10 protein-coding genes and 1 pseudogene are annotated in these 12711 nt (G+C 73.3%); 6 read left to right on the top strand and 5 right to left on the bottom strand.

All coding sequences use genetic code 11. The annotated features are described in order from the left end of the window. The first annotated feature begins 23 nt into the window (after positions 1 to 23). A complete protein-coding gene (locus tag ACRYM6_RS06815) occupies positions 24 to 1640 on the top strand; it encodes a CocE/NonD family hydrolase (protein WP_432542012.1) in 1617 nt (538 codons plus the stop codon). Between the two features lie 579 nt (positions 1641 to 2219). Here ACRYM6_RS06815 and ACRYM6_RS06810 read toward each other — a convergent pair. From ACRYM6_RS06810 to ACRYM6_RS06790, 5 genes are all read right to left on the bottom strand, one after another. Beyond that, the gene (locus tag ACRYM6_RS06810; protein ID WP_432542011.1) at positions 2220 to 3110 is read right to left on the bottom strand and encodes a carbohydrate ABC transporter permease; all 891 of its coding nucleotides are present in this window, start codon (positions 3108 to 3110) and stop codon (positions 2220 to 2222) included. Further along, the gene (locus tag ACRYM6_RS06805) at positions 3100 to 4008 is read right to left on the bottom strand and encodes a carbohydrate ABC transporter permease (RefSeq protein WP_432542010.1); all 909 of its coding nucleotides are present in this window, start codon (positions 4006 to 4008) and stop codon (positions 3100 to 3102) included. Before ACRYM6_RS06805 ends, ACRYM6_RS06810 begins: the two co-directional genes overlap by 11 nt. Next, complete coding sequence (locus tag ACRYM6_RS06800; protein ID WP_432542009.1) at positions 4001 to 5311, bottom strand: ABC transporter substrate-binding protein; 1311 nt, start codon at positions 5309 to 5311, stop codon at positions 4001 to 4003. The genes ACRYM6_RS06805 and ACRYM6_RS06800 overlap by 8 nt, the downstream gene beginning before the upstream one ends. Further along, the gene (locus tag ACRYM6_RS06795) at positions 5308 to 6498 is read right to left on the bottom strand and encodes a Gfo/Idh/MocA family protein (protein ID WP_432542008.1); all 1191 of its coding nucleotides are present in this window, start codon (positions 6496 to 6498) and stop codon (positions 5308 to 5310) included. Before ACRYM6_RS06795 ends, ACRYM6_RS06800 begins: the two co-directional genes overlap by 4 nt. Positions 6499 to 6660: 162 nt before the next feature. Next, on the bottom strand, positions 6661 to 7446 hold the full coding sequence (locus tag ACRYM6_RS06790; RefSeq protein WP_432542007.1) for a DeoR/GlpR family DNA-binding transcription regulator: 786 nt from the start codon (positions 7444 to 7446) through the stop codon (positions 6661 to 6663). A gap of 149 nt (positions 7447 to 7595) precedes the next feature. Between ACRYM6_RS06790 and ACRYM6_RS06785 the strand changes: the two genes are divergently transcribed. From ACRYM6_RS06785 to ACRYM6_RS06765, 5 genes and pseudogenes are all read left to right on the top strand, one after another. Continuing rightward, positions 7596 to 8489 (top strand): SIS domain-containing protein, encoded by an 894-nt coding sequence (locus ACRYM6_RS06785; RefSeq protein WP_432542006.1) that lies wholly within the window; start codon positions 7596 to 7598, stop codon positions 8487 to 8489. Then, a complete protein-coding gene (locus ACRYM6_RS06780) occupies positions 8486 to 9382 on the top strand; it encodes an ROK family protein (RefSeq protein WP_432542005.1) in 897 nt (298 codons plus the stop codon). The genes ACRYM6_RS06785 and ACRYM6_RS06780 overlap by 4 nt, the downstream gene beginning before the upstream one ends. Further along, positions 9379 to 10506, top strand: coding sequence for an N-acetylglucosamine-6-phosphate deacetylase (locus tag ACRYM6_RS06775; protein WP_432542004.1), 1128 nt, complete (start codon positions 9379 to 9381; stop codon positions 10504 to 10506). The genes ACRYM6_RS06780 and ACRYM6_RS06775 overlap by 4 nt, the downstream gene beginning before the upstream one ends. A gap of 70 nt (positions 10507 to 10576) precedes the next feature. Further along, a pseudogene (locus tag ACRYM6_RS06770) lies at positions 10577 to 10972 on the top strand (PfkB family carbohydrate kinase); the annotation flags it as partial. A gap of 158 nt (positions 10973 to 11130) precedes the next feature. Further along, the gene (locus ACRYM6_RS06765; protein ID WP_432542003.1) at positions 11131 to 11976 is read left to right on the top strand and encodes a class II fructose-bisphosphate aldolase; all 846 of its coding nucleotides are present in this window, start codon (positions 11131 to 11133) and stop codon (positions 11974 to 11976) included. Positions 11977 to 12711: the final 735 nt, after the last annotated feature.

Here is a 12711-nt window from a genome sequence, read left to right as displayed (position 1 = left end):
CCGACCGATCACGAGGAGGACCCGTGCAACACGACGACGTGGACACCGGACCGGCGCCCCGGGCGGCCCGGCCCGGACGACGGCCCCGCACCCTCGCGCTGGTGGTCGCGGCCACCGTCCTGGCCGGCACGGTCACCGGTGCCGCGCCGGTGGCGGCCGAGCAGCCCACCGCACCCGACCTGGACCCGGCGGTCACCGGCGACCCGTTCTTCTCCTACGACCGGCCCGCCGAGCACGGCGTCGCTGTCGAGGAAGCCGTGCGCGTCCCGCTGCGCGACGGGGCCTTCGTGGTCTGCGACGTCTCCCGGCCCGCCGGCGCCGACGGCTCCCCCGCACCGGGGCGCTTCCCCGGCATCGTCAACGACTACACCGCCTACGGTCGCGCCAGCGGGCCGGACTGGCTGGTCACCCGCGGCTACGTCGTGCTCAACTGCGACCCCAGGGGCTCGGGGGACTCACCGGGCTCGCTGGACCCCTTCAGCGCGCAGGAGCAGCGCGACAACGCCGACGTCGTCGACTGGCTGGGAACGCGGGAGTACTCCACCGGCGAGGTGGGGCAGTTCGGCACCAGCTACGGCGCCCACATCGCGCTGCTGACCGCCACGCAGCAGCCCGAGCACCTGACGACCGTCGTGCCCGTCAACGGCATCTCCGACTGGTACGAGAACACCGTCTACCACGGCGGCGTGGAGACCCCCCGCATCAACGCCTGGCAGGCGTCCACCGCACCGGAGACGCTGGTGACCTACCGCCAGCACCCCCTGTACGACGACTACTGGCGCGAGCGGAGCGTGAAGGCGGACTGGGACCGCCTGGACGTGCCCGTGCTGCAGGTCAACGGCTGGTACGACCGCTACCGCGACGGCATGGTCGAGAACCTGGTGGCGCGCCCGCAGAACGTGTGGATGGTCTCCGGTCCCTGGGAGCACGCGCGGACCGACGGGCTGTCCACCGGCGCCTACCTGGCCTGGTTCGACCACTGGCTCAAGGACCTGCCCGGCGCCCCGCTGCCCGCCGCCCGCATCACCTCCTACGAGGGCCCCCGCCCCGGAGCCGGCACCGGCTGGACGCAGTTCGCGACCTGGCCCGCGCCGGGGGTGCGCAGCCAGCAGGTGCGCTTCACCCGCGACGGGCGCCTGGCCACCGCCGGCGGGCGCCCGGGGACGTCGACGTACCCGGTGAACCCCTCGGACGGGCAGAACCCGGACGAGGCGGCCGCGGACGCCACGCGCCTGACGTGGACCACCGACCCGTTGGAGGAGGACCTGGTGCTGGCCGGGTCGGTGCACGTCGCCCTGCAGGCGGCGTTCTCCGCCTCCGACGGCAACATCGCGGTGCGTCTGCACGACGTGGCTCCCGACGGGACGGTGACACGCGTCTCCGCCGGGTGGCTGAAGGCCAGCCACCGTCAGGGCCACACCGCGGAGGTACCCGTGGAGCCCGGGCGCACCTACGAGCTGGGCGTGGACGTGTGGCCGACCCACTACCGCTTCCCCGCCGGGCACTCCCTGCGCCTGGCCGTCACCAGCGGCGACTGGCCCGACATGGGCGCCGACGCCCCCGCCGGCACGGTGTCGGTGCGCGTGGGTGCCGGGGGCTCGACCGCTGCCCTGCCCCTGCTGGACACCCCGGCCGGCTGAGGCACCGGGACCCTCCCCACTCGTCGCCCGTGCCCCTCCGCGCGGCGCCACCCCGCACGAGTGCCGCCTCCGGCACCGCCACCGCGAGCCCGCGCCACCTCGAGACCAGCGTCGGACGCACCCCACCTGCGGGCGCCCCTCGCCCTGCGGGTCACCGCGACGGGCACGCAGGCGGAGTCCACGTGAGAGGCGTACCCCTGAGTCCTGCGATCCAGGCCCTGACCTGTCGCGAGGACGCCGAACGGGGGGGCGGATGGCAGCTACCCCTCCGAGGACCGTCCGAGCGGGTCGGCGGGGACCTGCGCCCAGGTGCGACCGGTGATCAGAACGTGGACGACACCAGCCGGGACGGCCCGGCCGTCGCGAGCCGGGCGCCCGGGGTGGCGGTGCCGCCGTGGTGGGTGAGGCCGCGCGGCGGCTGCCGCACCCCGTGGGAGTGTCAGCTCCCGCAACAGCCCGGGGTCCCGTCCTCGGCCGTGCGCTCCAGGCCGCGGTGGCCCCAGCGTGCCCGCACGTCACCGTGAGAGGGGTCGTCGGTCGCCCGTGCTCGGTCCTCGGTTCGCCCACTGCGGCGTCCGGCTACTTCAAGCCGGAGCTGGCCAGACCGTCGATGACCCGTCGTTGCAGGACCACGAACAGCACCAGCACGGGCGCCATCGCCATCAGGCTGGCGGCCATGACGACGGGGTAATCGGTCGTGCGGTCGCTGATCAGGGTCGCCAGGCCCGCCGACAGGGGCATGCGTTCGCTGTAGGTGGACACGACCAGCGGCCACAGCAGTTCGTTCCAGGACCACAGCGTCGACGTGATGGCCAGGACGCTGATCGTCGGCCGACTCAGCGGGAGCATGACCCGCCAGAAGACCTGCCAGGGGTTCGCCCCGTCGAGACGGGCCGCCTCCTCCAGCTCGTCGGGCAGCCCGAGGAACGCCGTGCGCATCAGGAAGGTGCCGAAGGCGCTGAACAACCCGGGCAGCACCAGGCCACCGAGGCTGTCGAGCAGGCCGAGGTCGGTGATGATCTGGTACTGCGAGAGCAGGTAGACCTGCGAGGGCACCATGAGGATGGACAGCACTGCGGCGAGCAGCAGGTTCCGTCCGCGGAAGCGCATGCGGGCGAAGGCGTACCCGGCGAGGGTGCAGAAGAGGATCTGCGCCAGGACCCGCACGACCGTGATGACGACCGAGGTCCGGAACTGCTGGAGGAAGGGCAGCCGCTCGAACACCGTCGCGTAGTTCCCCCACTGCAGGGATTCCGGCCAGAACGTCGGGGTGACGCTCTGCACCTCGGCGTTGGTGGACAGCGACATGACGATCTGCCACAGGAACGGGAAGGCCATCGCGAGAGCCCCCAGGCCCAGCACGAGGTGGGCCACCGCGTGGGACCCGTGACGACGACGCTGGGCTCGCGCACGGGTCCGGCGTTCCCCCGCCGGGCTGCGCGGGGGACGCGTCAACTGTTCAACCACCATGGACCCACCGCTTCTGGAGCCGGAACTGCGCGAGGGTGGCCAGGGCCACCAGGACGAGGATCACCATGGCGGTCGCGGCCGCGAGACCCTTCTCGTTGTCGACGAAGCCGGCGCGGTAGAAGTAGTAGACCAGCGACATGCTGCGCGGCAGCGCCGGGTTGGTCGTGCCCAGGATGGCGTAGAGCAGGTCGAAGAGCTGGAACCCGGCGATGACGGTGACGACGGCGAGGAAGGAGATGCTGGGGGTCAGCAGCGGGACCGTGACCGAGCGGAACTGCCGCCACCGGCTGGCCCCGTCCAGTTCCGCCGCCTCGTACAACTCCGGCGGAACGTTCTTCAGTCCCGCGGACAGGACGATGAGGGAGAAACCCAGCGAGGACCACAGCCCGACGACGGCGACGGCGACGATCGCCGCGCCCGGGGTGCTGATCCAGTACGGCCCGTCGATGCCGACGAGACCGAGGACGTGGTTGAGGATGCCGAAGTCACCGTTGAAGATGATGCGCCAGACCATGGCCACCGCGGTCGGCATGGCGACGTAGGGCAGGAAGTACAGCACCCGGTAGAGCGAGGCGAACCGCAGGCCGGGGAGGTTGAGCAGGCTCGCCAGGTACACCGCGATCGGGATGTTCAGCAGGACGATCGCGGTGTAGAGCAGGGTGTTCCCCAGGGACCGGTACAGCGTCGGGTCGGTCAGCAGTTCGCGGTAGTTGTCCACGCCGGAGAACGTCGCGCCGCCGAAGACGCCGAACGTGGTCAGGGAGTACCACGCCGTCTGGGCGATGGGCCACAGGTAGAACACCGCGATGCCCAGCGTCAGCGGAGCGACGAAGAGCCACGGCCACCACCCGTCCCGCCGGATCCGCCGGGACGGGCGGGAGGCCAGCGCCTCACTCATCGGCGAGGACCTCGTCCATCTTCGCGGCCAGTTCGGTCGCCACCTCGCCGACGGGGCGTGCCCCGGAGAACGCGTCGGGCAGGAGCTCGGTCTCCAGCGCGTTCCACGCCGCGGTGTTGGCGCTGACCGGCAGCGGCTTGGAGTAGTCCACCGCGTCGAGGAACAGCTGCAGGTCGGCCCCGGGCATGGAGGCGGCGAAGGCGTCCTGGGTCCCGGTGAAGGCGGGGATGACCGCACCGGCCGCGCCCAGCTGACGCTGGGCCTCCTCGCCGGCGAGGTACACCTGCAGGGCCTGGGCGGCTTGCTGGTTCTTCGACGACGCGGCGACGACGTTGGCGACCCCGTGGATGACGGTGACCTGCTGCACGCCCATGGGCAGGGGCAGGACCTGCACACCGGTCGCGAGGTCGGTGTCGGTGAGCGCGGAGCGGAACCAGCTGCCTCCCCAGTACATCGCGAGCTTCCCGGAGGTGAACCACTGGTCCGCGGTGGTGTCGGTGAGCTGCTGGATGCTGGGGGAACCGCCGCGGGCGATGAGGTCGGTCCAGAACGTCAGCCCCTCCTGGCTCTCCGTGCTCGCGTAGCCGGACTCACCCCCCTCGACGACCTCCCCGCCGGCCTCGAAGATGGTGTTGTAGTACGTCGTCTGCCCGTCCATGCCGCCGGCCGCGCCGAAGATGCCGTCGGCGGCCAGCGCCTGGGAGATGCGGACGGCGGTGTCCTGGAACTCGGCCCAGGTCCACTCAGCGGTGGGGAGCTCGACACCGGCGCGCTGGAAGAGCGCGGTGTTGCACCAGACGCCGATGGTGTCGAAGTCCTTGGGCACCCCGTAGCGCACGTCGTCGAAGGTGTAGAGGTCGACGAGAGCCTCCGGGTAGTTCGCGGGGTCGATGTCGCCCGCGTCGACGGCGCCGGTGATGGGGGCGATCTGCTCGTTGGTGGCGTAGAGCTGGAAGTTCGGGCCGTTCATCCAGAACACGTCCGGCAGGGTGCCGCTGCTGGCCTGGGTCTGCAGCTTCGTCCAGTACTCCGAGTACGGGGTGACGTTGAGGGCCACCTCGACGTTGGGGTACTTCTGGTTGAAGGCGTCGATGTTCGCCTGCAGGCCCGCGACCTGGTTCTTGTCCCAGAGCCCGTAGGTGATCTTCGCGCTCAGGTCGGTCGCGGGAGCCGAGTACTCGGCGCTGCCCGGGGCCTCCTGGCCATCACCGCCGCAGGCGGCCGCCGTGAACAGGGCACCGAGACCGGTCGCCGCGCCGGCCAGGGTGGTGCGTCGGGTGGGGCTGAAGGTGGGGGTGCTCATCGGGGAACCCTTTCGGTAGCGAGCCGGGAGAAGTGCTGGACGACGTGGGGAGGCAGATCGGGAACGGTGCGGGGCACGGATCCCGATCGCAGCGAGTCCGTGGCCAGGGCGCCGACGGCCACCGCTTCGCGGGCCGCGACCGGGGAGACGAGGGTTGACGCGCCGTCGGCCACGTGGGCGAGGAATTCGATCATGGTGGCGACGTCGGCGTCCTCGTGCCCGCTCACGACACCGTCGACGGGGTACTCACGGTCGCCCGTGGCGGCGTACTCGTGGCGGCGGTTCCACACCTTCACGGCCCCACCGGCGGTGTCGCCGAAGTTCTCCAGCCGTCCCTCGGTGCCGATGACGGTGTAGTTGCGCCAGTAGTCGGGGGTGAAGTGGCACTGCTGGTAGCTGGCCTGCACGCCGTTGTCGAGGGTCATCAGCAGCATCGACACGTCCTCGACGTCGACGACGGGGTTCAAGCCGGTCTGAGCGGCCGGGGGCCAGTTGTCCATGGAGAACCAGTCCGGCATGCTCTCACCGCTGCGGTCGCGGCGGTCGCTGACGGCGCCGTACACCACGAGGTCGCCCATCCCGACGACGCGGCGCGCGTAGCCGCCGGCGAGGTGGTGGATGACGTCGATGTCGTGGCTGCCCTTCTGCAGCAGCAGCGAGCCCGTCCGGCGGCGGTCGGCGTGCCAGTCCTTGAAGTAGTAGTCCCCCCCGTGCCCGACGAAGTGGCGGACCCAGATCGACTTGACCTCGCCGATCTCCCCGCGCTCGATGATCCCGCGCATGGTCCGGACGACGGCGGCGTGGCGGAAGTTGTGCCCGACGTAGAGGGGGGTGCCGGTCTCGGCCGCGGTGAGCAGGACGCGGTCGGCGTCGGGCAGGGTCGTGGCCAGGGGCTTCTCGAGGTAGACCGCGATCCCGGCGCGCAGGAGGTCGACGGCGATGTCGGCGTGGGTGTGGTCCGGGGTGGTGACGATGGCGGCATCCACCCCGCCGGCGGCGATCAGCGCGCGGTGACCGGGGTGGACCGTGGCGCCGGGGAAGACGTCAGCGGCGTGCGCCCGCCCCTCGGGAGCGGTGTCGGCGACCGCGCTCACGCGGGCACCCGGGCGTGCGGTCGGGACGTGCAGCCCGATGACCGAACGGGCCCCGGTCCCGATCACCGCGACGCGGAGGTCCGACGTGATCATCGATTCTCGCCGTTGAGCGAACTTGTCACTTGTGGCTGCCAAAAAAGCATGAAGTGACAGTAGCTGCCTCGTCAGGGTTCGCCTAGGGGTTGCCGCCGACGAAACACGCTCGCAACAACGGAAGCCGCCACGGCGGGGTGTGGCGGGGGACGGTCGGTCGGGTCAGGCGACGACGACGTCGACACCGGCAGCGGCGAGCTCCGCGGCGAGTTCCGGGGCGGGGGCGACGTCGGTCACCAGGACGTCGATGCGTTCCAGGGGGCAGATCCGGGCGAAGGTCGTGCGCCCGAGCTTCGTCGCGTCGGTGGCCACGACGACCCGACCGGCCACCGCGGCGATCTGCCGGCTCGCCTCGGCTTCCCCTTCGTGCACCGTCGTCGCCCCGAAGCGGGCGGTGAGACCGTCGACCCCGAGGACGGCGAGGTCGAGACTGAAGTCGCGCAGGGACGATCCGACGAGAGGGCCGACGAGTTCGTAGGACTGGCTGCGCGGCACTCCACCGGTCACGACGATCTTCACGTGTTCGCGCACCGACAGCTCGTAGGCGATGTTCAGAGCGTTCGTCACGATGGTGACACCCGCTGCGGCACCCGTGGATCCGAGCCGTTCGCTGGATCCCAGCGTACGGGCGACCTCCGTCGTCGTCGTCCCGCCGTTGAGGCCCACCGAGTCGCCGGGCGCCACGAGGTCGGCCACGGCGCGGGCGATGGCCTGCTTGGCGTCGGCCTGGCGGACGATCTTGTACTGCAGCGGCAGTTCGTAGCCCGTGCCGAGCACCGCCGCGCCGCCGTGGGTGCGGGTCACCAGGCGCTGCTCGGCGAGCAGGTTCAGGTCCCGGCGCGCGGTGGCGGTGGAGACGCCCAGGACCTGGGAGACCTCGGCGATGGCGACGTTGCCGCGCTCGATGACGAGCTCGAGCACCTGGTTGAGGCGTTGCTGGGCGGTCACGTCCGGGCCTCCTTCGCTGGGGGACCAGCATCGCACGCCGGGCATTGACGTCGCTGCTCAATCCTGCTCAGATTGAGGATGTATCACTCAAGAACGGTCAGGCACTCGCGCACTCAGCGCGGTAGCGGGCCGCCAGCGGGAAGAGACCGATGCCCTCCACGTTCGTCGACGCCGAGATCGCCTCCCAGCCGGACGTCTGGCGGCGCGCCGCCGCCCTGGCCACCACTGCCGCCGACTCCCTCCCCCGCCCCGGCGAACGCGTCGCCGTCGTCGGCTGCGGCACCAGCTGGTTCATCGCCATGAGCTACGCCGTCCTGCGCGAGCAGGCCGGCCAGGGCCTCACCGACGCCTTCGCCGGTTCCGAGTTCCCTCCCGGCCGCGACTACGACCGCGTCGTCGCCATCTCCCGCTCCGGCACCACCACCGAGGTCATCGACCTGCTCGCCGCCCTCCGGACCCCCGCCACGCTGGTGACCGCGGTCGTCGACAGCCCCGCGGCCCAGGTCGCCACCGCCGTCGTCGGCCTGCCCTTCGCCGAGGAGGAGTCGGTCGTCCAGACCCGCTTCGCCACCACCGCCCTGACCCTGCTGCGCGCCGGGCTCGCCCTCACCGACCCCGCCCTGCTCGACGTCGACGCGCTGGTCGCCGACGGCGTCGCCGCGCTGGACGTCGACCTCGGCGACCTGCTCTCCGCTGAGCAGTGCACCTTCCTCGGCCGCGGCTGGACCGTGGGCCTGGCCCACGAGGCGGCGCTGAAGACCCGCGAAGCGGCGCAGTTCTGGGCCGAGGCCTACCCCGCGATGGACTACCGCCACGGCCCCATCGCCATCGCCGAACCGGGCCGCCTGGTGTGGTCCTTCGGAGTCGCGCCCGCCGGTCTCGACGACGACGTCGCCGCCACCGGCGCCCGTTCCGTGCAGCACGACCTCGACCCGCAAGCCGCCCTCGTCGTCGCCCAGCGCTTCGCCGTGGCGATGGCCACCCGCCGCGGGCTCGACCCCGACCGTCCCCGGTCGCTGACCCGCTCGGTCATCCTCGCGTGAGTTCCGCGGTCCTCTCCCCCGGAGGGGGCTTCGGGATCGACGTCGGCGGCACGACCATCAAGGGTCTGCGCCTGGCCGGTGACGGCACGGTGCTGCACGAGCACCGCACCTCCACCCCCGTCCCCGACCCCACGGGAACCGGAGTGGTCGCCGCCGTCGCCGACGTCGCCGCCCGCCTGGGCCACCAGGCGGGGCAGCCGCTGGGAGTCGCCCTGCCCGGCATCGTCGACGAGGCCCGCGGCACGGCGGTCCACGCGGTCAACCTCGCCTGGCGCGACCTGCCGATGGGCCCGCTGCTGCGCGGAGCGCTCGGCCCCGCCGTGGTGCTGAGCCACGACGTGCGCGCCGGCGCCGTGGCCGAAGCCAGGACCGGCGCGGCGCGCGACGCCGCGGGAGTCGTGGCGTTCGTCGCCATCGGCACCGGCATCTCCGCCGCCGTCCTCATCGACGGCGCTCCCCTCCTCGCCGGCGGCTGGGCCGGTGAGATCGGCCAACTCGTCCTCGCCGACGGCCCCTTCCAGGGTCTGCGCGTCGAGGAGGTCGCCTCCGCCTCCGCCACCGCCCGGCGAGCCGGACGCGCCGGAGCCCGTGAGACGGCCGCCGCCGCGGCCGCCGGTGACGCAGCCGCCCAGCGGGTGTGGCGGGAGACCGTCGACGTGCTCGCCCAGGCCCTCGCCGGCCTCGTCGCCACCGCGGCGCCGAGCACCCTCGTGCTCGGCGGTGGGCTGGCCCTGTCCGGCGACCTGCTGCTGGTCCCGCTGCGCCAGGCCCTGGCGGCCCGCGTCCCCGGTCTGCGCCGACCGCGCCTCGTCCCCGCCCTGCACGGCGACACCGCGGCCGCCCGGGGCGCTGCGATGCTCGCCGCGGACCACGTCGCGGCCGGTACCTCGTGAGCTGCCTGGTCGCCGCGCGCCGCCTGGTGTGCGGTGACGGGTTCGACGGACCCGGGTGGCTGCACGTCGACGGCCCGCGCGTTCTCGAGCGTGGCCGCGGGGAGGCCCCCCGCCCCGCGGACCTCGTCCTCGACACGGTGATCCCCGGCTGCCTCGATCCCCACGTGCATGGAGCGGTCGGAGTGGACTTCGCGACGCCGGGCACGGACCCCGGACCCGCCCTGCAGCACCACCACCGCGCGGGGAGCACCACGCTGCTGGCCTCCCTGGCCACGGCCCCGCTGAACGACACCCTGCGGCGCCTGGCCGAACTCGCACCGGTGGTCGCCGCGGGCGACCTGGCGGGCCTCCACCTCGAAGGACCCTGGCTGGCACCCGCGCAGCGCGGAGCCCACCACCCCGCGCTGCTCCGCCACCCGCGCCGCCGCGATGCCGAAGCGCTGCTCAGCGCCGGTTCCGGAACCGTGCGGATGGTGACGCTGGCCCCGGAACTTCCCGGAGCCCCCGACGTGGTCGCCCACCTCGTCGACGCCGGCGTGGTCGTGGCGATCGGTCACACCGGCGCCGACACCGACACCGTGCGGCGGTGCCTGGACGCCGGCGCCCGGGTCGCCACCCACCTCTTCAACGGCATGCCGCCGCTGCACCACCGCCGTCCCGGACCCGTGGGGGTCGCTCTCGACGACCAGCGGGTCAGCGTGGAACTCATCGCCGACGGCCACCACCTGCACGACACCGTCCTCGACCTCGCGCTGGGCAGCACCCGCGGCCGGGCCTGCCTCGTCTCCGACGCCATGGCCGCCACCGGCCTCGGCGACGGCGACCACGTGCTCGCCGGGTCCGCCGTCCGGGTCCGCGACGGCGTCGCCGAACTGGCCGACGGCTCCTCACTGGCCGGGAGCACCACACCGCTGGCTCTCGCCGCGCTCCGCCTGCTGCGCCGGGGAACCCCGGTGCCCGACGTCGTGAGCCTCACCAGCACCGTCGCGGCGCGCACGCTCGGACTGCCCGTCCCCCACCTGCAGGCCGGGGAACCCGCCGACCTCGTGGAGTTCCGCCTCTCCGGGGGCGCCGGGGAGGCGACGCTCGGCCGCACCGCCCGGAGGGGTTCATGGCTCGGGTGACGGTGGTGACGCCCGACCCCGCCGTCGACACCACCTACCAGGTGCCGCGGCAGCGGATGGGGGCAAAGGCCTCAACGTCGCCCGGGTCCTGCGCACGCTCGGGACCGACGTCGTCGCCGTGCACCCCCTGGGCGGGGCTGCGGGACGCTGGATCACCCAGGTGCTGGCCGCGGAGGGCATCCCCGCCCACATCGTCGAGATCGCCGAGGAGACCCGCAGCACCGTCATACTCGTCGACGACGAGCACCCCACCGTGCTCGCTGAAGCCGGACCGCACCTCTCCCGCCAGGCGTGGGCGCAGCTGCACGAGCGGGTGGCGCAGAGCTGCGAGGACGGCGGCGTCCTCGTCGTCTCGGGATCACCGCCCCCCCGGCGCCACCCCCGCGCACGTCACCGAGCTCATCGGCGCGGGTCGACACGCGGGGGCCCGCGGGGCGGGGCACCGCTGCCCGTGGTGCTGCGCTGAGCGAGCCTGCTCGGCGGGAGAGGTCGAGCCGAACGACCTCGCCGCCCTCGACGCACGCCTCCCCGGCCTTCCCGCAGCCCCGCGTCTCTCCTCGTCCCCGCACGCGGCGACGACACCCACCCCGCCCGACCCCTTCCCCGGCTGAGAACGGAGCCCCCGTGTCGACCCTCCTCGACTCCCCCGTCGTCGCTGCCCTGGAGCACGCCCGCAGCGGACGCAGCGGCATCGGCGCCTTCAACGTCGTCCTGCTCGAGCACGCGGAGGCCATCGTCGACGGCGCCGAGCGGGCCGGCGTCCCGGTCGTCCTGCAGATCAGCCAGAACTGCATCGCCTACCACGGCGCGCTGGAACCGCTGACGGCTGCGACTCTCGCCCTCGCCCGGCGGTCCCCGGTGCCGGCGATCGTCCACCTCGACCACGCCGACGACGTCGACCTCGTCCACCGGGCGGTGGCCCTCGGGGTGGACAGCGTCATGTTCGACGGTTCCCACCTGCCCTACGAGGACAACGTCCGCGTCACCCGCGACGTCGTCCAGCACTGCCACGCGCACGGCGTCCCCGTCGAAGCGGAGCTCGGGGAGGTCGGCGGCAAGGACGGTGTGCACGCTCCCGGAGCGCGCACCGACCCCGCCCAGGCCGCGTCGTTCGTGACGGCCACCGGGGTCGACAGCCTGGCCGTGGCTGTCGGCAGCTCGCACGCCATGACCGAGCGGGTCGCCACCCTCGACCTGGAGCTGGTGGCCGCGCTCGCGGCGGTGGTCCCCGTCCCCCTCGTCCTGCACGGCTCCTCGGGCGTCGACGACGACCAGTTGTCGGCGGCCGTGCGGGCGGGCATGACCAAGGTGAACATCTCGAACCACCTCAACGGCCTGTTCACCCGGGTCGTGCGCGAGGTGCTCGACGCCGACCCCGCGCTCGTCGATCCCCGCGAGTACGTCGCACCCGCCCGTGCGGTGGTGGCCCGGGAGGTGCAGCGGCTGCTGCGCCTGCTGGACGAGGCGTGAACGGCGCGGACACCGACCCCGGCGCCGACCCCGACCCCGAGGTCCTGCGGGAGGCGCCGAGGGCCGACCGACCTCCGGCCGCCCCGGCCCTGGGGGTCGAGCGGTTCGCCCGGTCCCTCGACCTCCTGCGCCCGGGAGTGTTCGCGCGGTTCGCCGCACCGGGGCGCGTTCCTGTCCGCGGCGGTCGACGCCTCCCCGGACCGGGCCGTGGTCCCGTTCGGCGGGGAACCGCGTCCGTGCACGTCGCAGTTGCTCGATCCCCCGCTGCGCGCGGTGCTGGGCCCGAGCAGCGGCACCGTCCCCTCCGCCGCCAGGTTCGCGGCGGATCCGAGAGGAGGCAGGCGGGGAACGACGGACGGGTCGGGGAGGGAGGACGCGGACCAGGCGGTGGCGAGGTCCGTCGTCCGCCGCACCGCGAGCCGAACACCGCGGGCGACGCCGGCTGAGGCCCTGGTTCCCTCGCCGCAGCCCCGATCGACCCGTCCGCCGCGCGACGCAGGGACACCAGCCGCGGTGACCACGCCCGCCAGGTGGCGGGTCGGCCGGGGCCTGCGGTGGGGAGCGCGACGAGGGGTGGGGGGTGCGTGAGCGGCTCACCTCCTGCGCGCGACAACCACTCGGCTGATCGGGTCGCCCTGCGGTGGTGACTGCTTCCCCCGACGTTCCCCCGACCGGACCGCACCCCGCGTCCGGCGGGCGATCTGCCCACCTGCTCGCGATCCTGTCCCTGTCGGA

The organism is Kineococcus rugosus (assembly GCF_050871975.1).
Classification (GTDB): domain Bacteria; phylum Actinomycetota; class Actinomycetes; order Actinomycetales; family Kineococcaceae; genus Kineococcus.
Note: the sequence above shows the minus strand (reverse complement) of the source record. Positions and strands in the feature narration are given on the sequence as shown.

Coding starts and splice junctions, on each gene's coding strand:
- ACRYM6_RS06810 (WP_432542011.1), bottom strand. CDS start 3,110: ATGGTGGTTGAACAGTTGACGCGTCCCCCGCGCAGCCCGGCGGGGGAA.
- ACRYM6_RS06800 (WP_432542009.1), bottom strand. CDS start 5,311: ATGAGCACCCCCACCTTCAGCCCCACCCGACGCACCACCCTGGCCGGC.
- ACRYM6_RS06805 (WP_432542010.1), bottom strand. CDS start 4,008: ATGAGTGAGGCGCTGGCCTCCCGCCCGTCCCGGCGGATCCGGCGGGAC.
- ACRYM6_RS06795 (WP_432542008.1), bottom strand. CDS start 6,498: ATGATCACGTCGGACCTCCGCGTCGCGGTGATCGGGACCGGGGCCCGT.
- ACRYM6_RS06785 (WP_432542006.1), top strand. CDS start 7,596: ATGCCCTCCACGTTCGTCGACGCCGAGATCGCCTCCCAGCCGGACGTC.